The organism is Treponema sp. OMZ 799, assembly GCF_024181365.1.
Taxonomy (GTDB): domain Bacteria; phylum Spirochaetota; class Spirochaetia; order Treponematales; family Treponemataceae; genus Treponema_B.
Genome location: NZ_CP051301.1, coordinates 701,760 through 725,116 on the forward strand (window position 1 = coordinate 701,760; position 23,357 = coordinate 725,116).

Annotated in this window: 16 protein-coding genes; 15 read left to right on the forward strand and 1 reads right to left on the reverse strand. The window is 32.7% G+C overall.

Going from position 1 to position 23,357, the window contains the following annotated elements:
• Nucleotides 1-27: 27 nt before the first annotated feature.
• A complete protein-coding gene (locus E4O04_RS03195) occupies nucleotides 28-2,100 on the reverse strand; it encodes a type IA DNA topoisomerase (RefSeq protein ID WP_253707620.1) in 2,073 nt (690 codons plus the stop codon).
• A 252-nt stretch (nucleotides 2,101-2,352) separates the two neighbouring features.
• Between E4O04_RS03195 and E4O04_RS03200 the strand changes: the two genes are divergently transcribed.
• From E4O04_RS03200 to E4O04_RS03270, 15 genes are all read left to right on the forward strand, one after another.
• On the forward strand, nucleotides 2,353-3,555 hold the full coding sequence (locus E4O04_RS03200) for a relaxase/mobilization nuclease domain-containing protein (RefSeq protein WP_253707622.1): 1,203 nt from the start codon (nucleotides 2,353-2,355) through the stop codon (nucleotides 3,553-3,555).
• Between the two features lie 90 nt (nucleotides 3,556-3,645).
• A complete protein-coding gene (locus E4O04_RS03205) occupies nucleotides 3,646-5,859 on the forward strand; it encodes a type IV secretory system conjugative DNA transfer family protein (protein WP_253707624.1) in 2,214 nt (737 codons plus the stop codon).
• Nucleotides 5,843-6,310 carry a hypothetical protein gene (locus E4O04_RS03210; RefSeq protein ID WP_253707625.1) on the forward strand — a complete coding sequence of 156 codons (468 nt, stop codon included), beginning with the start codon at nucleotides 5,843-5,845 and terminating at the stop codon, nucleotides 6,308-6,310. Before E4O04_RS03205 ends, E4O04_RS03210 begins: the two co-directional genes overlap by 17 nt.
• Complete coding sequence (locus tag E4O04_RS03215; protein ID WP_253707627.1) at nucleotides 6,310-7,260, forward strand: ATPase, T2SS/T4P/T4SS family; 951 nt, start codon at nucleotides 6,310-6,312, stop codon at nucleotides 7,258-7,260. The genes E4O04_RS03210 and E4O04_RS03215 overlap by 1 nt, the downstream gene beginning before the upstream one ends.
• Nucleotides 7,261-7,312: 52 nt before the next feature.
• Nucleotides 7,313-7,663, forward strand: a complete 351-nt coding sequence (locus E4O04_RS03220; RefSeq protein ID WP_002686850.1) for a TrbC/VirB2 family protein — start codon at nucleotides 7,313-7,315, stop codon at nucleotides 7,661-7,663.
• 11 nt (nucleotides 7,664-7,674) lie between these two features.
• Nucleotides 7,675-7,989, forward strand: a complete 315-nt coding sequence (locus E4O04_RS03225) for a hypothetical protein (RefSeq protein ID WP_253707629.1) — start codon at nucleotides 7,675-7,677, stop codon at nucleotides 7,987-7,989.
• A gap of 67 nt (nucleotides 7,990-8,056) precedes the next feature.
• Nucleotides 8,057-8,323, forward strand: coding sequence for a VirB3 family type IV secretion system protein (locus E4O04_RS03230; RefSeq protein ID WP_253707631.1), 267 nt, complete (start codon nucleotides 8,057-8,059; stop codon nucleotides 8,321-8,323).
• Entirely contained in the window at nucleotides 8,316-8,633 is a 318-nt protein-coding gene (locus tag E4O04_RS03235) for an HU family DNA-binding protein (RefSeq protein WP_253707632.1), read from the forward strand. Before E4O04_RS03230 ends, E4O04_RS03235 begins: the two co-directional genes overlap by 8 nt.
• 19 nt (nucleotides 8,634-8,652) lie before the next feature.
• On the forward strand, nucleotides 8,653-11,157 hold the full coding sequence (locus tag E4O04_RS03240; RefSeq protein WP_253707633.1) for a VirB4 family type IV secretion/conjugal transfer ATPase: 2,505 nt from the start codon (nucleotides 8,653-8,655) through the stop codon (nucleotides 11,155-11,157).
• A 19-nt stretch (nucleotides 11,158-11,176) separates the two neighbouring features.
• A complete protein-coding gene (locus tag E4O04_RS03245; protein WP_253707634.1) occupies nucleotides 11,177-12,115 on the forward strand; it encodes a hypothetical protein in 939 nt (312 codons plus the stop codon).
• Between the two features lie 11 nt (nucleotides 12,116-12,126).
• A complete protein-coding gene (locus E4O04_RS03250) occupies nucleotides 12,127-14,037 on the forward strand; it encodes a TrbL/VirB6 family protein (RefSeq protein ID WP_253707635.1) in 1,911 nt (636 codons plus the stop codon).
• A gap of 34 nt (nucleotides 14,038-14,071) precedes the next feature.
• On the forward strand, nucleotides 14,072-14,764 hold the full coding sequence (locus tag E4O04_RS03255) for a VirB8 family type IV secretion system protein (RefSeq protein WP_253707636.1): 693 nt from the start codon (nucleotides 14,072-14,074) through the stop codon (nucleotides 14,762-14,764).
• 1 nt (nucleotide 14,765) lies between these two features.
• Nucleotides 14,766-15,797, forward strand: coding sequence for a TrbG/VirB9 family P-type conjugative transfer protein (locus tag E4O04_RS03260; protein ID WP_253707637.1), 1,032 nt, complete (start codon nucleotides 14,766-14,768; stop codon nucleotides 15,795-15,797).
• Between the two features lie 8 nt (nucleotides 15,798-15,805).
• Nucleotides 15,806-17,350 (forward strand): TraB/TrbI/VirB10 family type IV secretion system protein, encoded by a 1,545-nt coding sequence (locus tag E4O04_RS03265; protein ID WP_253707638.1) that lies wholly within the window; start codon nucleotides 15,806-15,808, stop codon nucleotides 17,348-17,350.
• 11 nt (nucleotides 17,351-17,361) lie between these two features.
• Nucleotides 17,362-23,331, forward strand: coding sequence for a hypothetical protein (locus tag E4O04_RS03270; RefSeq protein WP_253707639.1), 5,970 nt, complete (start codon nucleotides 17,362-17,364; stop codon nucleotides 23,329-23,331).
• Nucleotides 23,332-23,357: the final 26 nt, after the last annotated feature.

Below are 23,357 nucleotides of genomic sequence, written 5' to 3' on the forward strand. Positions count from 1 at the left end.
ATTAGCCTCACTTGAGGCTAATTTTAGCTATTTTTTTTCTCTTTTTTTAAATTTATCAAAAATAAATTTAATTTTATATTCTTTATCTAAAGCAAATAAAGCAAATCTACATTTAAAAGATTTACCGTCTTTATTTTTACAAGTTTTAATATCAGTATTTTTCCCTGTAAGTAAGATTCTTACATCTTTTTCTGAAAGGTTTGCTCCTGCAATATCCTTCCAAAGAACAAATTTACAACCTTCTTTATATCCTGAGCAATAATAATTTTTCTTTCCCGGTAAAATATCTTTACCGCAATAAGGGCATTTTCCTATCATATTTTTTTGTTTTTCAAAGGAATCGATATTTTTTTTATTTTTACATACATTAAATACAAAATCTTTAATTGACTTCAAGAAAACTCCCGGATTATCCATCATTTTTTCTTCCCATTGAGTAGTCTGCGATATATCTATGAGCGGCAAAAGATCGGCATTTTTATTTATTTGAGTTATCAAAAAAACGCCTTTTTCTTGAACAGTGAGATTTTTTTTAACTTCTTTGATATAGCCCCTGTCAATAAGGCTTTTAATTATTTCACCCCTAGTTGCTTCCGTTCCAAGACCTACAAGTTTTTTATTTTCACTTTCATTTTTAGGATTTTCCATAAAGGCAAGCAGAGAGTCAAATTTATAAGGAGCTTTAGGCTTTGTAAGTTTTTTTACTTTTTGTACATCTTTACATATAAGATTTTCAAAATTTACATTTTCAAAAGAGTTTTCATCTTCTTCTAAATTAGCCTCACTTGAGGCTAATTCTTTCCAACCTTTCTGAATAATCTTTTTTCCTCGTGCTATAAAATCATGACCTTCGATATTAAAGTATACAGTCTTACTTTCATAAATGTAAGGCTTTGAAAAAGCGGCAAAAAACTGTTTAACGACAAGCTCAAAGACTCCTTTTTCTATTTCTGATGCTGAATGAGGTATATCGGTAAGCGGGACTAAAGCGTGATGATCTTCAAGTTTTGAATCATCAAATACATGTGTGTTAGATTTTTCAAATAAAGATAGATCAATATTTTTAGTATAGTCAGGCCTTACCGGTTTTAGTTTTTCGTAAATTTCTTTTGCAAAATCAACATTTGATTCGCTTAATACACGGCTTGGTGTTCTAGGATATGACAAGCATTTATATTCTTCATAAAGCTTTTGAGCAATGCTTAAAGTTTTATCGGGAGATATACCGAAACTTTTAAACGCTTCTTTTTGAAGTGCTGTAAGGTTAAAAAGCTTTTCCGGATTTTCCTTTTTTTGATTGCTTTCGATATTTTTAATTTGAGCTTTTTTACCGATACAACTCGATAAATCAATATCGTTTTTAAAAAAATGAGTAGAAAGCTTTTCATTTTGTATAACATATTTTTTTGCTTTTAAATTAGCCTCACTTGAGGCTAATTCTGCTACATATTCAAAAAACTCTTTAGGAATGAAATTTTTAATTTCAAGTTCTCGTTTATAAATCTCATTTAAAACGGCAGTCTGAACCCGGCCTACTGGAAGAAGAGTATTTGAAAGAACAGATATAAGTCTTGAAAAATTGATACCTATAAGCCAGTCAGCTTGCTGCCTTGCATAGCCTTGATTGCCTAAAACATTATAATCTTTAAGAGGTTTTGCATTTTTTAAGCCAATAGCGATGACTTCAGGAGTCAATGCCGCAGACTCCCAAAATCGATATATATTATCGATCGAGGTAAATCCAGCCTGTAAAAGAGTAATGCGGGCTATAAGTTCTCCTTCACGGCCGGCATCAGTTGCTATAATTATTTTAGCCGTTTTATTTTCTTGTAGTAGTTTTAAAACAAGATTTGCCTGATCTTTGGTGCTGTTATTTTTTTTATATTTAAAAGAGTCAGGGATTATTGGAAGAGTTTCAAGTGTCCATTTTTTTAAATTTTCACTGTAATCTTCTGGCATAAAAAGTTCAAATAGATGCCCTACGCAATTAGTAATGATATACTCATGGTTGGCATAAAAGCCGTTATTCCACGGAACCGATAAAGCTAAAGCAAAAGATTTTGCGACTGATGGTTTTTCACAAAGTATTAAAGAAGTCATAAAATTATTCTAACAATAAATAATTATAATGTCAATAATTGACAATAAGACTATATAATGTTATTATATACCTATGTCCGAAAGGCAAGATAAAGAAAAGTCGGACATTATGGCGAAACATACCAAGATATTGGTATGTTTTTTGTCGGACATAGGAAATAATTGTATGACAAGAAAACTGAAAGTATCCAAGATGTTGCAATGTTTTATGTAAGACAAATACATTTTATTTAAGGCTTAAGGAACATTAGAATGATTTCTTATAAAAATAATATTTTTAATGATAAACACAATAAAAAAAACGAAGATCCTTTTAAAATCAAATTTGTAAAAAAATCAAAAAATGATATGAAGCTCCTTCTTAGAGCTTTAAAAAAAACGACTTACAGAAAAAATAAATTAGCCTCAAGTGAGGCTAATTATTTAAGAGGAGGCTTTTCAAGCAAGAGAAAATCAGAGGGAACAAATCCATATCAACAACTTTGTGTGATAAAATTTAGGCATGGTACAAAAAAAACAAATCACAGAGAATTTTTAAAAACTTATATGCCTCAAAAAAACAAAGAAGATGTAAAAGAAAAGCCTATTTTTTTTGGAGATGACATTGAAGATTATGAAAAAAATATGACGGATAAACACTTTAAATTTATAATTTCCCCCGATAATCAAAATGTAGATTTAAAGGTTCTAACCGAGACTTTGGTTAAACAAATGAATAGCATTATGGATAGTGATCTATTTTGGGTTGCTGTTCAACATAATGATACAGCTCATAAACATGTGCATTTATTGATTAACGGTAAAGATAAAAATGGTAGATACATAAATAAGATTGATAAAGCTTTAATTAAAGGTACTTTAAGAGAGATGGCTCAAAATTTATGTACCAAAATGGTTGGAGAGCGAACAGAAGAAGAAATAATAAATTACCGAAATAAAGAATATACAAAAAACAGAATTACTAGATTAGATAAGGTTATCAATGGGCAAGTAAATAAAAATTATACTGATGTTATTTTTACAAAAAAAATAAAAACTTTTGATGAAAATGTCAGAAAAAGACTTGATTATTTAATCTCTTTAGGACTTGCAAAGAAGAGTAAAAAAGATTATTTACTCCAAGAAGATTGGTTTGAAAGTCTTGAGACTGTAGGTAGGTTTAATACATTTTTAGAAGCAAAAAATATTTACTCTTTTAAAAATAAAAAATTTAAATTATATAAAGAGACCGATAAAAATATTCAAAATGGAACGGTTCTTAAAATTTATAATATGAATGACGAAAACGTTTGGAATAATGCAGCGGTTATTGAAACCGATAATGAAATACTATATTTACCTATGTATAAAAAAATAGATACAAATTTATTAAACAAAAAAGTGGATATTGTTGATAGCAAGGATAAAACATCAAATGTATCTTTAAAAAATGTAGAGCTGAAAATACGAGAATAATCAAAATATATTATACACAATATTGACAATAAGATTAAACTTGAGTATACTCTTTTTAGAAAGCAACGATAAATCTAAAAGGAGAAGTTTTTGAAAAAGAATGAATTTTTACGAGGCAAACCTAACCGCATATCCCAACATTATATTTTAGACCTTTTCAATTGGCTTTTTCCTATTTTTTCATTATTTATAGGTTTTTGGCTATCGGCGCAACTTTTTGCACGTCTTATGAATTTTGATCCACGTATTGTAGGATATCCTATTTTAATTTTAAAAAGCTTTAATAATTACCGTATTTATCATCCCGGTTTATATATTCTATCATTTCTAAAATATGCGTTTAAGCCCGGATTTGGTCCTTACTTTTATGCTTCATTAAAGCCGGGGCTTATTGGTGTTATATTAGCCTTGTCTTCATTATTATTTTTTAGTCTTTTACGTAATTACTTACAAAGACTTCAAAAATTGTATGGAACTGCAAGATGGGCAAACAAAAAGGATTTAAAAAAATTCGGTCTTTTACAAGCTAAAGGAATGATTTTAGGACAGCTTGCAGAAGCTGATGTAAGAGCTGATGTTACAGGGGATGGTTCAATAAAATTAACTACTCAAAATAAATTGGGTTCAAAAAATCAAAATACAAGAGAGTTTGTATGTCATTCAGGTAAAACAAATACTCTTCTTATAGCTCCTACACGTTCAGGTAAAGGAGTATCAGTCATTATTCCATCTTTATTAAGTTATCCCGGTTCCGCAATTATTTTTGATCCAAAGGGCGAAAACTGGAGTATTACGGCTGGTTTTAGAAAGAAGTTTTCGCATGTATTAAAGTTTTCTCCTCTTTCAAGGGATACAATAAAGATTAATCCTATGGATGAAATCAGAGAGGGGGATTTTGCTTATGCCGATGCAAATCAGATAGCCGATATTCTTTATACATCCGAAGCCAAGGCAGATCAAGCATCGGAATTTTTTAATAATACTGCAAAAGACATCACTACAGCCGTTATTCTTCATATTAAATTTTCTCCTCAATATAAAGAAAAAAATCTTACTAGAGTGTTAAGGGTAATGAGTATTGCAGCTACTTCATCAGAGCAAGATGATGAAGGTGGTGAAGGTCTTGCTTTGATTAAAGAAATGATCAGTACCGATCACGGCGATGAAGATATGAATGAAAGAATTACTGCAATGGCTTCAAGGTTGACTACTAACCCTAAAGAAAGAGCAAGTGTTCTTTCGACAGTTTTTTCAAAGCTGCAACTCTTTGAAGATCCTTTAATTGCAAATGCTACAAGTTCATCGGATTTTAAAATTAAAGATTTTATAGATTCAAAATATCCTATTTCTTTATATCTAACAGTTCCTTTTGCTCATATTGACCGAGTTTCTCCTGTTTTTAGGCTTGTGATAAACTTTATGCTTAGAAAATTTTCAGAAGGAGAAACTCAATTCGGAGAAATAAAATTAAAGAATCACTTGGTATTTTTCCTTGACGAATTCCCAATTTTGGGACACTTCCCATTTATCGCAAAAGTTATGGGAATATTAGCGGGATATGGAGTTACATTCTTAATAGTATGTCAAGCTTTAAATCAAATTATAGATATATATGGTCAAAATCATCCCTTCCTTGACCATTGTAAAAATCTTGTTATATTTCAGCCTTCAAAAATTGAGGATGCAAAAATGTTTTCTGAGTCTATAGGAAAAGAATCGGTAATACATGATAACGTATCCACAAGTGGAAGAAAATTTAGTATCAGCTTAGATAACTTAAACCTATCAAGTCAGGAAATAGCAAGGGATTTAATAAATCCTGATGAGCTTAAAAAACTACCCTTCAATCAATGCTTAATTATGAATCACGGTATGCCGCCTTATATAGCATCTAAGGTCTGTTATTATGATGATGAGCGTTTTAAAGGTAAGGTAAGTCTTCCCGTTCCAATAAAACGAGAAGAACTATTACTTGAATGTCAAGCTCTTCCTTCTAATAAGACAATAGACTTAATAAACAAAGAAAAAAAATATATTGATAACTTAAAAAAACAAAGAATACAAAAGCAGGAAGAAAAAAGAATTTTAGAAGAAAAAAAAGAAAGAGCCGAGTTTTTAAATTATTTGGAGCCTCAGCCTGATGAGGATGAAGTTCATTTTTCGGATCCGCCTGATCCTGATTTTACCGTACTATTGCAACGATTACAAGAAATAGAGACTGAAGAAGAAATAAGTCTTGAATTTCAAAATGAAATAGATATTAAAAACAAACTGGAGGAAGTAACAGATGCACAAGTCTTCTAAGCAATATGATGGCATAAAATCAGAAAAGGTTTCTTTTAGGACTTCAAAGGAAATAGTTTCTTTGCTTGAAGAAGCTTTAAAATCGGGAAATAAAACAAAGTCGGAAGTCATAAATGACGCCCTTCTTCTTTATTTAACGCAAGGAATAAATGATAAGGAGTTGGTTTATGCTTCATTAAATGATAGCAAAAGAAGAATAGGATATTTAGATAAAAAGATTGAAGCTTTTTTTAACTATTTTCACTTTGCTCTTGTAAGTATTTTTGCAGGTATTCCCGATATTTCTATTCATTCCAAAGAAGAGCAAGCTGTCATAACTAAAAATGCCGTACGGAGACGTAATGCTATGTTTGAAGCATATAAAAAAAATATGAAAGATACACCTTCTTTTTTACAGATGCTTCTATCCGATTTTATTGAACAAGAAAATACTTTAAAGGATAAAAAATAATGGATACAGAAAAGCAAAGAGAGGAAAGGTATCAAAAAAATCTCTTAAACGATTTAAAACCTCTCATTCCTTATATAGAGCAAAAAGATGTAACAAATATTTTTGTTTTAAGTTCAGGAGAAGTAAAAGTATCAGCTTTAGGAAAGGGGTCAAAATATGTAGATGTTAATATTTCGGTAGAACAGCGAATGAGAATTATTTTTGCTATAGCTGCAATGTCAGGGGTTGAAATAAATCAAAGGGAATTACCTAAGCTTGAAGGAGTGATCCCTCTATACAATGCCCGCTTTACAGCTATTTTACCCCCGTGGGTTCAACGGCCCGAATTTACAATAAGGCGGTTACCGGAACAAATATATTCTCTTGAAAGTTATGTAGAAAGTGGGAGGATGAATGAAGAACAATATAAAAAAATATGTCAGTCTATAAAAAACCGACAAAATGTGATTATAGGAGGTGCGACGGGTTCAGGAAAAACAACATTTTTAAATGCTATTTTAAAAAAAATGGCAGAATACACTCCGGAGGAAAGATTTTTAATAATCGAAGATACTCCCGAGTTATCATGTCCTTATGCCAAGGATGTAACTTATGCTTGCGGAAAATCCAGTGAAGTAATCGAAATAGTTCGATTAGCTATGCGATGGTCAATGGATAGGATTATTTTCGGTGAGCTTAGATACGGAGATGTAGCTAATGAGCTTATCAAAATATGGGCTACGGGGCATACGGGAAATGCAACTACTATACATGCAGGAAGTGCTATAGAGGTATTTACCCGATTAAACGGTCTACTGAGAGAAGTTATTCTTGGGGAGCTCCCTCAGTTGTCATTATCGATTCAACTTTGTGTTCATTTAATTAAGGGAGAATCAGGTCCAAAGGTAAATGAAGTTTTGGATACAGGTTCCTCAGGAATAGATGAATACACAAAATTGTTAAAACCTTAAAAATTTTTAAAAGCTTTGAAAACCGGTCAAAAATATTTTTAAGGAGCATTTTATGCAAAAGAAAAAAATCGTTTTGATTTTATGTATGATCTTTTTTGTATGTGTTTCTGCCTTTGCACAAAAACAAGGCAGTATAGGTAAATTAGATGAGTGGGCCCAAACGCTCGTCAATCTTCTCACAGCCACATGGCTTAAGGCAATTTGTATAATTGCTTTGGTTGGAATCTGTATAGGTATGATTGTTGCAGGCCGTAATGAACCAGGATTGATAAAAAAATTTATTCCTTGGCTCATTGGAACAATTGTTCTTTTAAGTGCTGCGGATATTGTTAAATATTTTTTCACGGGCGCAGAGTTTAACATTAGCCTTTTAACAAATCAATTAAAACTATTCTTAGGGTAGGGAGAAAGAATATGAATACTAATAAAAAGAAAGTATATGATCTTTGTGTAGTTTTGGATCAATATCGCCAAGGAAATGAAATAAAACAGCGTTTTCAAAAGATCGGTACTGAAATTACTCAGATTAAAGATGGAAAAGAAAAAACAATAAGGCTTCTTGACCGTTTTATTAACCTTGCCGGTTTTCCTAATTTTTCGGATAAGAATTATGCTACAAGTATTTTAGTGTATAAATTCTTAAATAAAGATTTCTCCGAAGGATTGGATGAAGATGAAAAAAATCTGGAAGATGAATCATATCAGGAAATGGAAGCAAAAATTTTTTAATTTCAAAAAAATGGTGCTTCACTTTTTGTGGAGCACCTCCCATTTTAACTTTTTAAAGGAGTTTTTAATGAATGATAATTTAAGCAGTATTACGGATTTTAAAATATCGGTTCACAGAAGTTTATTACAGCCGGACATGTTGATGGGAATAGGTACTAATGCTGCCACAATGCTTCTTGTAGTAACTATACTATGTATGCAGATTGTAGGATTGTGGTTTATTTTTATTTCTGTAGGTATATATTTTGTTTTGCGTATTTTATGTAAAAGCGATCCTTATCTTTTGGAACAGTTATTGGACAATATTTTAGAACAGGATATGTATCATGGCTAGTAAAAATAAAACTGATGTAATCACAAACATTTCAGAGGCAACAGGCCTATCATGTAAACAAATAAGCGAAGTTTTAGCCTCTTTTTTTGAATATATTGTTAAAAACAATATACAGGGTAATGCAGTCAAAATAAATAAATTCGGTACTTTTTATATACAAAACTTTAAATATAATAAAAATCAATATGATTTTACGAGTAAAAAAAATAAAAAGCTCATAGCGACAAAAAAAAGTATTCAATTTAAAATGTCAAAACATTTAAAATATATTCTTAATAACAATATTGACAATGAGATTATATTGATGTAAAATATTGATGAGGAATAATATGTTAAAGAAAATTAAAGATTTTTTTAAATCGGAAAAATATGTCGAAGGTCTTGATTTGACTCCTTATAAAAATACAAAAAATCTTTTATCCGGTTATTGTCCTTGGAGCTGTATGGTAGCGGAGGGAGTAGTTTTGTTAAAAACGGGAGCCATTATGCGCTCCTTTATCTTCTCTTGTCCTGATTTAGGCTCTTCTTCTGCAGAGTCCATTAATTCGGTGTCATGGAATTTTAATAACGCACTTAAAAGTTTAGGCACGGGGTGGGCAGTTCAATTTGAAGTGCAGCGGTATAAAACAAAAGAATATCCGGGAGCAATTTTTGATAATGAAGCGGCTTATATAGTAGATAAATGCCGCGAAGCTAATTTTAAAAATTATGGAGAACACTTTGCTTCATCTTATTATATGACTTTCACCAAAGAACTTCCTTCAGAACTAAAACAGAAGTCATCATCTTTTTTCTTTAAAAGAGAAGGAGAAGATGAGAATATAAATACAGGTGCTATAAGAAAAGAAATAGATAATTTTATAACTGTAACAACAAAAATTATAGGAAGTTTATCATCTTCATTAAAAGTAAAATCTTTAAACTCGGCAGAAACCGTATCATATCTTCATACATCTGTTTCTTTAAAATGGTACGGAATGAATTTCCCAAATCATTTTATTTTTATTGACAAAATGATAACAGATGAAGATATAGAAAATTCCATTCCTTTAAAACTAGGAAAAAATTATATACCTATAATAACAGTCAAAGACTTTCCTATGGAAACATATCCTGCCATTTTTGATAGCCTTAATGCTGCAGAAATAGAATATAGATGGTCAACAAGATTTATTTCTTTAGATAAGGTTGATGCTCAAAAATATATAGAGAAAACAGTAAAACGGTTTTATGGATCAAGAAAAAGTGCGAAGCAGCTTGTAATGGAAGAGACAATGCAGGTTCAATCTAATCTTGAAAATCAGGGAGCTGCAGCGTTCCAACAAGATGCTCAAAACGCTCAAGAAGAGTCTCTTACAGATATTTTCGGATTTGGTTTTTATGCTTCTTCCTTAATGGTTTGGGATCAAGATGTTGATACGGCAATGGATAAAGCTCGCTATCTTGAAAGTATTATATCTTCTTGCGGTTTTGCTTCTAAAATAGAAACTCAAAATTCGTTAAAGGCTTATCTTTCAATGCAGCCGGGAAACTTGGCAGCAAATACAAGAACTTTTTTTGTATCTACCGGCAATGTATCTCATATTATTCCACTATCTTCAATATGGGAAGGGATGATAAATAATAATCACACAAAAGAGGTTACAGGAGTCAATGTTCCTCTTCTAACATGTTCTACAAGATATGGGACACCTTTTTTCTTAAATTTGAATGTAAATGATGTAGGGCACACTATTGTGTTAGGTCCTACAGGAGCCGGAAAATCAACTTTAATGAACTTACTTGAAATTCAAATGTTAAAGTATCCTAAAAGCAATGTAATAATATTCGATGTAGATAAGTCAGCACGAGGCCTTACAATGGCTGCAGGAGGTATTTATGTTGAACCGGGAGGTGAAAACAATATTGCATTCCAACCTTTAGCTGAGCTGGAAACAAATATAGATATACTATGGGCAGCAGAATTTATTGAATGTCTTTTAACAGTACAAAATATAACAGTAACTCCTGAAATGAAACTTTCAATAAATGAAGCTTTAAAACTTATGAAATCTTTAAGTGTTCATGAAAGAACTTTAACAAGTTTTAACCAATATGTAAATTACGTTAATCCTGAAACAGAAACCAATGATATACGAGTCGGAATAAGCCCTTATGTTTTAGGCGGCCAGTACGGAAACATTTTTGATGCAGATTCAACTTCAATGCCTCTTTCAAAATGGACTATGATTGAAATGGGCTCTTTAATGAAATTAAACGATCAGGCAATAACACCTGCTCTTATGTTTTTATTTAAGTATGTTGAAAAAGTATGGGAAGGTAAAAAAGATGAAATTACTCTTTTAGTTATGGATGAGTTCCATGTGTTCTTAAAAAATCCAATCTTTGTGAATCAAATCGGTAATTGGCTAATGAGATTAAGAAAGAAAAACGTGTGGTGCCTTTTTGCAACTCAAAATATTGCAAGTGCAAGAAAAACCGAAATTGCTGAAATTCTTATTCAGCAATGCTTAACCAAAATATATTTAGCCGATGAAACGGCTTTAACGGCAGGCCAAAAAGAAGGCTATAGATACTTCGGCTTAAGTGATCCTGAAATTGCTGCAATAAGACATGCAAGGATGAAACATGACTATTTTTATAAAAGTCCTTTAGGGGCAAGAATGTTTCAATTGGACTTGGATAAAACACAGTTATCTATTCTTACTTCAAATCATGAATTTCTAGATTTACTTGAACAAAAGTACGGTAAAAATTGCGGGAAACCTCTTGTAAAAGAGATTTTAGAACATAATAACATAAACTATGAAAAGTTTATAAATAAACATTTATAAAATAAATAAGGAGTTTTTTATGAAAAAAATTATTGCTATTTTTTTAATTTTTTCAATTTTGTCTGTAAATGCTTTTACTGTTGGCCCTAATCTTGTTTTTGATCCAAAAAATTGGCTTGTAGCAATAGATAATTTATATGCCATTTATGATCAGATTAAAACTAATGTTGAACAATTAAAATTGCAGTATGAAAGAATGCAACATGCCGTACAAACTGTAAAGGGGTGGGAGTTTGATGAAATTAAATGGGATGGAGACTTTGATTTTAGAAATGAAATTTCGGATTTTACCCGATCCATTGATAGACAATTATCGAATATTCGAAATCTGCAGAATAGCTTAACAGCTCAAAATATATCCATCGGAGGGCAAAATTTTTCAATAGCTGACTTGGTAGGAGCCGGTGAAAAAGGAAAAACAATAGCAGGTTTTGCTGAAACAGCATATAAATGGGGAAAAGAAGAGAAGATGGAAAAAATAAAAAAAGCCTTTGAAGAAGGATTAACTGATGCCGAATATATGGCTATTTTTAATAGATATGGATTAAGGCCTGCAAATTATATGATGGTAAAACAAGCAGAAGCACAGGTTAAAAGCCAGATAGGACGAGTAATAGCTGCGAACTCTGAAATAGGCTCTGAAAAATGGGTAAAGGCTCAAGAGATGATGTACGGTCCCATTTTTACGGCCGCTTTGGGAAAAGATGCAACTCCTCAACAAGTAACTCAGGCCGTTTTAATGCATGAAAAAATGATAAATGAAAACATAAACCTATTAAGAACTAACCTTTTGGAAGTAGGAGAGATGATTGCTTGGAATATTCAAAAACAGGAAAAACAAAAAGAAGCGGAAGAAGCTCAACGGTTTATGATTCAAAGTGCAAAAGAGTCGCGAGTCGGTGTTTCTTCAATGTTTTTAGGCGGTAATTCGTTGAGAAAAAACAAACATAATAAATAAAAGGTAAAAATATGGGCGGATTTACAAGTTATACATGGGTAGATAATGCATTACTCGACGGAATGGATTATTTTTCAGGAGTATTCTTTTACTTTTTAAATATAGCAAATAAACTTGCCGTTATTGTTGCTTTGGTCGGTATAGTAATCAACTGTATTAAACTCTGGTTTGGAGCTATTGCAGTTAGAAAAATGGCTATTTCAACAATTTTAAATTTTATGCTTTTTTTGGGTGCCATAGGTCTTTATAATATTGCAGTAGGAACTATTGCAAAAACTGCAACTATATGGGGTTCTGAGGCCGGAGGCGGTAAAGCTGTGGTTCAACAAAACTTAGTCGCCTTAATGGAACAATGTGAACATGATTTAAAGGTTGCAAAAACTATCGAAAATATGAGTCCTGAACAGGCTCAAAGCTACATAGCTCAAAGAAAACTTAATATAACTCAAAAAGGTTTGGGTTCAGGAAGATCCGAAAAGAAAAACTCTCCTTTTGCTGATGGTGTTGTAGATAAAAACGGGCCTGAAGAATATATGAATAGCGTAAATTTGTATAGAACAACCGAGCAAAATATTGCTGCGGCTCAAGCTAATATAGATGCTTTAAAAGCTGTTTTATCTCCTACAAAAATTAAGGACAAAAACGGAAATCTAATAGATACATATTTTCTCGATGTTATGATTCACGATACAAAAGGAGGCGGCTCAAATTTTATAAGCCCCGCTTCTTTTTTTAAAGTTTCTATTTTACTTGCAAAATTACTTATGCAAAGAGAATTTAACTATTTAACAGTTAAGATTGGAAAAGCTCAAGATGAAGCCGATCAATCATGGAATCCAATTAAACCACCGCGTGCCATAGTAGTTCTTAGTGCTATGAGTTTTTCTGATTATGGAAATATTATCTTAACCTTTATATGCGGCATCGCAATAGTTTTTGCTGCAATTTTTGTTCTAATGCAGTATTGTATGGCTATTTTTGAATATGCAATCGTAACAAGTATTTGTATTGCTTTTATCCCTTTTATTTTGGCAAATGAAACAAAAGCTATTGCAAAAAAAATATTACCTTCCTTTTGGGGACAGGCAATAAAACTATTAATTTTAACAATTTGTATGTGGTTTGCCATGTATCAATATATTTACCTTGCTGCAGGACAAATGGGAGAAGATTCTGCCGTAGATTTAGGTGTCTTTGCTTATATTATGTTTACTATAATCCTTTCATTTGTCGTTACACAAAACGGGCCTCAAATTGCAAGGACAATTTTAACAGGAGAACCTCAACTATCTATGGGAGAATTAGTTGCTGCAGGTGCGACTGTTGCAGGAGGTGCCGCTGCCATAGCTTCAGCTCCTGGACGTATAAAACAGGGAGTACAAAAAACCGCCAGTGCTGTAGGAGGAGCTATAGGGAAAGGGGCAAATATGATAGGTACCGGTGCAGGTATGATAAAGGAAGCTAGAAGTGCAGGAGCTGCTGCACGGATGGAAGCTTCAGAAAAAGGTTATTCCTTACAAGAACAAGGTACCTATGGAAGAAAAGCAATGGGAGCCGCCATAGGCGGACACATGAAAAATGCAGGTAAAAACTTTTTACATAATCTTTCTCATGCTTCAGCTACCAAAGATAACAGAAACGGTGGTAGCTATAGAGGTTCAACATTTAATAACCGCTTTGACGGTCATGAAGGAAAAGTTCCTCATACTTCATTTGTTCAGGCAAAAAATGCAGACGGAACAAGTCAGACATTAAATGAATACATATCAAGTATGGGTAAGGCAGGAGAATCTATAGGAAGGGGTATAGTTCCTGATAATAAAAATGTCGATCCGTCCCCGGGTTTTGAAAGGCCCGGATTACCGCCTCCTAAGCCGGGGTTACCTACTCCAAAACCGGAACTTCCGACGCCTAAAGAATAAGCAAAATTTTAAAAAATAGGAGATAAAAAAATATATGATGACATATTATAAAGAAGAACCACCAAAAGAACTCAATCCTCAATTTAAGGAGTATGATAGGATTATTGGCTTACAAAACAAGGAAAATAGAACTTGGAGGATAATCGCTGTAGCCTCTTTATCTTTTCTTTTCCTTTCACTTCTTTTATTGCTTTATGCAATTAAATTACCTAAGACTATCCCTATGGTAATTACGGTTTCAGAGTATGGTGAAGCTAAGTATGTAGGAAATGTTTCAAAACTTTCATACTCGAATATGAAGGTTCCCGATATTGCAATTCAATATCAGATTAAAAGGTTTGTAACAAATATGAATACCATTACAAGCGATGCTCAAGTTATGAAGCAAAATATTCGCGATTGTTACAATATGCTTTCAGGAGACGCAGGCTTAAAATTAAGTAATATTTTAAAAAATGATAATCCTTTTGATAAATTCGGAGATATAAAGCAAAGTATTTTGCTTGAATCCATTTTACAGTTATCTCCTCAAAGTTATCAGGTAGACTATATTCAGTCAAAAATAACAATGACAGGAGTAGTTACGGATAGAACCAGATACCGAGGTATTATTTCTATAGCATTACTTGAGCCGCCTGAAGACAAAAAGATAGAAAACCCACTAGGGATTTATATAAGCGATTTTGATTTTACAAAAGTAAATACTTTAACACAAGGAGATAAATAAAATGAAAAAGATTTTTAGAGTAGTTGCAATTTTATTAATTGCCGTAAGTTTTTCAGGTTGTACTACAACCAAGGATATGGAACCTTTTAATGAGCTTAAAACGGAAGCTTTAGACGGTGCTGTTTCCTTACAAGAAGAAGAAAAAAAGATTGAAAAAGAAGATGAAGCTTTGATGGTGGAAGCTCTTCAAAAACAGGTAGATATAGAAAAAACTATAGTCTATATTGAAAAGCCTGTTTACCGTCCTATTGAAGATAAGACAAATGAATTAGCTCGAAAAAAACTTGACGGCCAAGAAACCGTAAAAGAAGCTATGAGATCGGCTTTAAAAACACCTGAAAGGTATTCATCAGGAAAAATGTTTTATGATTTTGATGAAAATTTTGTGTACGAAATATACTGTGCTCCATATCGTATAACCGACATCGAACTTGAGCCCGGAGAAGAAATCTTGGAAACTCCTTTTGTATCGGAGCCGGAAGTATGGCAGGTTGGAGCCGGAGTTTCTAAATATAAAGGTCTTGATGTGCAGCACTTTTTTGTAAAGCCTTCATATTCTAAACTTACCACGACTATGATTATCATAACAAATAGAAGAATATATCATATTCTTTTAAAAAGCTTTAAAGATGATTATATGGCTATGGTTAAGTGGAATTATCCGATTCAAATGCCTTACACAATTAAAAGTGAAATGGCTCATCCCGACTCAAAAATAAAAACCGTACTTGAAGGAATATCTCCCGAATTTCTTTCTTTCGATTATAAGATGAAATACTCGCCTTTTAAAAAACCTATATGGCTTCCTACCCGTGTTTATGATGATGGAAGAAAAACATATATAGAGCTTGACGAGAAGGTTTTAAATGCGGAGCTTCCAGCACTTTTTGATCAGAAGAATAATATCATCAATTACAGAGTAAGAAAAAACATTCTTATAGTTGACTCTTTAATTACTAAGGTTACTTTGAAATTAAATAAGTCAAAAGTGATTATTGAAAAAAAGAAATCAAAGTCTGAAGTAACGAAATGAGGTAAATTATGAGCGATGAAAATAATATTTTTGACTTGGATCTAATGAGTCAAAGTCAAAATGAAAACATTGAAGAAAATGATTATTCTCCTATTGATAATGAGCCTTCGGCGAGTCCTGATTCTATATTAAGCAGTGAGGATACGCATACAGGCCCAAATGATGATATTTTAGAAAGTAAAGATAATGAAAAGCAGAGTGAAGCTCAACAAATACCTTCAGAAGAAACTAAAAATGAAGAAAGCAAGAAAAGTCCTGATGATGTTATAAAACAAAAGAAAAAAGGTGCTTTAAAATTAAATAGACAGCTTATTTTAACCATTGTCGTTTCTTTGTTTCTTGCTCTTATGCTGATTACTTTTTTAAGTACTGGTAAAAAAGAAAGTAAAAAAGATGATGAAAAAATAAAATCGGCAGGTGAGGCTTATATGCCTGACTTTGAAGCTATGGCCGCTTCGTCATATAATTCTGCCGTTTCAAATGATACGGCACCTGATGTAAATGCTCCTTCAAAATTTTTTGAAAGTAATGAAGATGCTTTGATTGCCAGTGCCAATTCAAAAATGCCTGACATAAATGAGGTAGGTAAAGCTCCTGTTTCAGAAAATCAAAGAGGCGGTAGCGCTCAAGGTTATTCACGGCCTGATACAAGAAATAATCCTATCCAAAAACAAATTCAAGGTATTAAAGGTTTAACTCCAACCGGAAGGCAAACCCAAGGGTATGAGGGACAGATAAATCAATCATACGGTAATCAGGAACAAGGCTCCAACAATCCGTATTCACAGTTTAATTTACCTTCCAAAGAGGATTTTATAAAACAAATGCTCGCCTCCCAAGGTATACAAGGGGGATATTTAGAAGGATATGGTAATAATAATAACAATGCAGGAAAAGAAAATTTCTATAGTAAAAATATAGGCTCAACTTCACAAGGCGAATTCTTAAACTCATTATCTTTATGGCAGGGCACTATTATTCCTGCGGTTTTAGTTACGAGTATAAATACGGACTTACCCGGTAATATTATCGCTCGTGTTACAAAAAATATTTACTCTTCTCTTGACGGCCGATTTTTACTTGTTCCTCAAGGAACCCTGCTTTTTGCAGATTATAACTCTTCGATTTCTTATGCACAAAACAGAATTCAAGTTGCTTGGACCTACATGATTCGTCCGGACGGTTTTGCAATTCAACTCGGGAATATGGGAGGCGTCGATAATCAAGGTTTTGCAGGTTATAAAGGACGAGTTAATAATCACCCATGGGCTTTTTTAAAGGGTATGCTTTTGGTGTCGGCTATTTCAATTGCAGATACGGATTTAAATGCTGCTGCAAAAGAATTTCAAACCGATCCTTATGCAAAAAATATAACGGAAAGATTACAAGACCCTTATAAAAAAATAACCAATAAAATAATTGATAGAGCTTTGGATATCCAGCCTACAATTACTATAAAGTCGGGTATTGGTATCAATATATTGACCAATACAAACCTATTTCTTCCGCCTGTCGAAATACCGGAAGTTACACAAAAATATATTAGACATTAAGGAGGTCTAAAATGAAAAAGATTAATTTTAAGCTAATCGTGTTTTTTACAGTATTATTTATTGTAAATATTTCAAGCTGCAGAATGGCTATTCAAAGTCTTCTCGGTAAAAAAAACGGTGAAGAAGAAACATCATCAGTACAGCTTGATCAGTTAAGCTGGAGTAAAAGTTCTATAGAACTTAAAATCGGCGGAATGGATCATATTCTTTTAACAGCCAAACCTGAAAGTAAAAGAAATGAAGCAAATATAGTATATGAATATAACTCAGCTATAATCAATTTGATTACCGATTCTAGAGGTGTTATTGTAGAAGGATTAAAAAAAGGCAAAACTACTTTGTCGGCCATAAACGGCAGAATTAGAACAACATGTATAATTAATGTTTCAGGCTACGATGAAAATTACGAAAAAGAGCCTTATATTTATTCTACAAGCAATATAATTCAGTTAAGGCCGGGTACTCAAGAGCGTGTTGCAGTATCTCTTTATGGAGGTTCTGCAGAAGACAGTCAAAAATTTACATGGAAAAACGAAAAAAATGAAGTTGTAGAGATTGCTCCAAACGGACAGTTCTGTCTTATCAATGCAAAAAGTGAAGGAAACTCTAAGATTACAATTACTCATCCTAAAGCAGCATATCCTTATACAATACTGGTTTATAATTTGCCTGATACTCAAAATGCAACCTATATAAGCACAAATGAGAATGTTATTACGCTACAAAAAACTAAAGGCGAAAAAGAAATTACGGTTGTTATGGAAAATCCTCCTAACAATTTTAATCCTGCTTTATTTAAATGGGAACTTATACAGAATCAAGGAGAGGTATGCTCAATAGATTTTAATAGAGAAAAATGTGTCATTACTCCCTTAAATGCAGGAACGGCAATGATTAAAATTTCTCATCCTGCAGCTCCATATCCATTAGAAATTTTAGCTAGAGTTGTAGAGCTTGTAAAAAATGTCTATATCACCCCCTCCGATACATTTGTTGAAATTTCAGGGGATGAAACTAAAACAGTTTCTTTAAAACTTGAAGGAACTTCTGAAAATTATGATGTAAATGAATTTCAGTGGGATATACCGGATAATGAAGTTATAACTTGCAATCATTATGGAAACGAAATTCTTCTTTCAGGAAAGAAGAATGGAATGGTTAAAATAACGGTATCTCATCCTATGGCAGCATATTCTCGCGATATTATGGTTAATGTAAAAAATCAAACCTCAGATGCCGTAGATTCATCTCATTATATCACTACTTCTCAAAACTATATACGGACTAAAGTCGGGGCAGAAGCAATACCTTTAAATATCCTTCTTGTAGGAGGAGAGGTCGGTGATCAAAAGAAATTTAAATGGACTATAAAAAACACTCCAAAAATCACAGGGCAGAAAGTTATTGATTTTGAAACAACACACGGTGAAGTTTTTACCCGTTCCGCTGTTTCTTCATATGAAGACGGTACAGGATATATTACTCCTATTTCAGAAGGCACGGCCGTTATAGAGATTACTCATCCTAAAATCCTTTATTCTACTGAAGTATTAGTAAAAGTTTTATCTTCTTCTGCCATATTAGAGGAGCCTTTTTATTTTACAGGAATTCCTATTGTAAGGCTTTTAAATGGAGCTGAACAAGAAGTTAATATAAATCTTCACGGTAAAAATAAAACCGATAGCGATAATGCAAATATTATCTGGAATACTGAAAGTTCTCATATAACCGTTACCGGTAATGGAGAAAAAGCCGTTATAAGGGCTACCGGGCAAGGCTCCCATGTATCTCATGTTACGGTTTCTCATCCTCGCTCAGATGTTGATAAAAAGATTGTAGTATTAACTGCCGATACTCAAGAAGAGCTTGATAAAATGAAGGCTCTTTATGCTTATAAACAGTCTTATAAGATGAAAGTTGACGATATTTTAATTATTCAGGCAGAACAAACAGGTTTTAATGATGAAGAAATTAAAAATTTCACATGGACTTCTTTAAATCCGGACATTTTAAATTGTGAACCTTATATTGATGAATCAGGTAAAACATTTTATACACTCACAAAAGTTAACGGATTAAAATCAGGTGAAGCAAAAATACTTTTAAAATCAAATTTACCTGATATTCCTAATCTCACTTTTGATATTACTGTTTTACCCAAAAATGCAATTATTGAAGCAGAACCTGATGAAGCTTATTTGACTACATTTCAAAATGTTGTTTCATTAAAAGAAAAAAATGAATCGGCTAATGTCGAGGTGTCTGCCATAGGTTTATCTTCCGATAAATTATCAGGAATTTCTTGGACTCCGGAGAAAAATGGTATTGTTTCTATTAACTCACAAGGCAGCTCGGCCGTTTTTACGGCTCTAAAGGAAGGAGAAACAAAAGTTTTCGTTTCTCATCCTGAGTGCCAAAATAAACTTACTATTCATGTTAAGGTAGGAAAAGAATACATTTTTAATAACAACGATAAAACTATCTATATTTCAACAGATATAGATACTATTCTTGCAATTAAAGATGAACCGGCAAAAAAAATTACGGCAAGACTGGTAAATTATTCGGATTTTACAAATGAAAAGTTTAAATTTGAAATCGATAAGCCGGATATTGCTTCCATATCCCAAAGTGATGACTCTTGTCTTGTTAAGCCTATTAAGGCAGGTCAAGCCCTAATTACCGTCTCTCATCCTAAAAGCAATTTTACTAAGTCGGTTTTGGTTGTAGTCGGAAACAGTAAAGAGGAGTTGGAAGGATTTTCTTATCTAACTACGGCAAATAACGTTATTACTGTTACAAAAGGTCAATCCAAAAATATTTCCGTTGCAGTTATGAACTCTCCCGATGTTATAATTGATGGTTATTCATGGGAATCAAAAAATCCTGAGATAGCAACAGCTCAAGGAGTTGGGGCTAATGCTATTATTCACGGAAATGAAGTAGGAACTGCAAGAATTAAGGTTTCAAACACTAAATGTACATATCCTCTTGAACTTATTGTTATTTGTGTTGACTCTTCATCTGCCGTTTTAAATCCTTTCATAAGCACTGCAACTAATATTCTAACTTTAAAAGCTCAAGAAGGTTCATCTCCTTGGACTACATTTGCTGCAACTCTTGAAGGCGGTTCCGAATTTGATCAGCAAAATTTTAGCTGGCAGATAGAAGATTCAAGCATAGTACAGATGTTCGGACAAGGTTCTTCTTGCAAAATGAGAGCAATTAAGGCAGGTACTACTCGTCTTATTATAAGTCATCCAAAATCAGAACATCGCTGCTATGTATTACTAATTTGTGATGAGGCAAAGCCCAATAAGTATTTTATAAGTGTTCCTGAAAATATTATTTCAATGAAACCTAATCAAAGTGAAATGGCTATTACAGCTTCTTTGGTCAACGGTGATATTGAAGATAAATATGCTTTTAACTTTTATGCCGATACTTATGATGTTATTGAGCTTAATTACTCTGCTAATGTTGCAAGCATAAGGCCTATAGGTCAAGGACAAACAACAATCCATGTAACACACCCGAAAGCCGCTTATGAACAGCAAATCATTGTAAAGGTTTCTGAATATACCCAATTCGAATTCGGTATGGAGTATTATAAGCTTACAAAAGGAAAAACGGGATATGTTTCTATGCGTGTTCCTGTTACTTCCGTTCCATGCCATGTAGAATATGAATCCTTAAATACAAATATTTGCATGATTGAAGGAACCAATAAAACTGCACAGATTACAGGCCTTGCTCCGGGAAATACTAAAGTAAAGGCAAAGCTTGTCGCTACAAAAACGAATATTGTTCAAGCAACAGCGGAAATGCTTATAAATATTGAAGAATCGACGGAAGACTTAATTTATATCACTACAACAAAAACCGTTTATTCGATTGAAAAAGGAACTACGACTACGATAACCGCTAATATCACAGGTCAAGGAATAGGTACGGTCGATCAGCAAAATCTAAAATGGAAGTCAAGCGATCCGTCAGTTATTAAGCTGGTCGGAGCTTCTACAACAGGTATTGCTGCAGGCCCGCAATGTATGCTCCAAGCTTTAAAAGCCGGTGAATGTACCGTTACAATCTCTCACGATAAATGCAATACAGATTTGATAATAAAAATAATTGTTCCCGGAACCGATGATGTCGATATTTCTTTAAATAAAACCTATATACGTCTTGAAACAGGAGGCAGAACTGAAGTTAAGGCAAAATTAACTAATGCAAAGCCCGAAGATTATAAAACTATAGAATGGTCTATCGAAAAGCAAAACGGAAACGTAATAGCTGATGTTTTAGGAAAAGGTGAAACCGTTGCGGTTTTTGCAAGAAATGTAGGTAAAACGGTTCTTCACGCTCGTCTTCCTAACGGTAAAGCTGCCGAATGCGAAATTATAGTTGAAGCTTCAAGGAATATAAGTTTTGCAAGTCAGGAAATATTTGTAGAACCGGGACAAACTAAAACCGTTAAATATACTGTTGCTCCTGAAGATGCCGGTATTACTTGGACTACAGATTCCGATAAATATTTTGATTATTCCGTCGATGAACATACAAAGACGGTTACAATTACAGGCAAAATCGAAGGTTATGGAAGACTTACAGCTGTAACTCAATACGGAAATAGAGCAACTCTCGCAGTAAAATGTTCTTGGAATTACAAATTCTCGATAGATAAGTCGATTATAAAAGCAGAGCCTAAGGGTGAGTTTGTTATAAATTATCAAGTAACGCCTGAAGATGCAAACATAGAAGTTGTTTTATTAAACAATAATACCGACTTTATAAAATGGACAGTTGATGAACTTCAAAAAAAGATTACTATCACTCCCATTAAAGAAGGTGAAGGTAACTTATCTATTACTGCAAAAAATCCGAGAGATGGAGATAAGTTGATTGGAACAAGAACTTGTAACCTTGAGCTATTATACAAGCAAGTAAATATTTTACCAAAAATTATAAGTCAAAAAGGTATTTTTAGTAAAATAAATGATAACTTAATCGTATTAGGGGACGGAGAAGACATTGATATTAAATTCGATTTCGATAAGGAAAATGCTGATGTAAGTATCTCAACCGTATCTTTTGAAAAGACTCCTAATGGCGAAGCTCAAAAAATTGTATTCAAACCCAATGAAGATTACAATAAATTTAATTTAAAGCACACCCATGATAATACGGTAAAGGTTTATAAAATTACTCATAAGCCATACCTTCTTTATGAAGGCAGAAAGTCGTATTTTAACTGGATAAAAAATGGGGATAAATACTTTATAAATGTTGACTTGAATGATTATAAGGACTTAAATACGGTTATACCTGCACAAACAGTACAAACAACAGAGCGGGCGCCTGTATTGAGACATAAAGATGAAACTGGGAATCCTTATGTTGATTATATTGCTGCAACTTATTATAAAGACTATTCTTCATATATTCTGAAATTTAAAGGTTTTTTTGTTAAAAATGGCAATATTTATTCTTTGTTCCAATCTCATTCATCTTTTACTGTTGTTAAAAGAAAACCTAAATTACATTTGCATCAAGAAACATATTATTATACAGACCAAAACGGAACAGAGCATGAAGCTGAATTTAAAGCATATGTATGGGATGAAAGTAGTTATGAAACATCTCTCCCTGAAACTATTACGCAAGCTGCTTCTCAAGAAAATATCGTATCAGATAAAGTTCGTTATGAAAAACTGGATAAGCCTGTATATATCGATAAAAACAAGAAAAAAGAATATCCACAGTATTTTTTACCACAAAATGACGATTTTTGTCAGCTTTGTACTCTCAACGGAGGTGAGGAGTATAATAAAGAAGTGATTACTCCTGATAAAGTGATAACAGATGATGTACAGGCAGGGTTTATTATTGTAAATTACTTACATAATAATAGACAGTATACAAAAAAGATACCTGTAAAAGTCGAGGTAAGAAAATGTAATATTAATTGTACTGAAAATTAAGTTCTTTAAATAAAAATGCTGCCCCT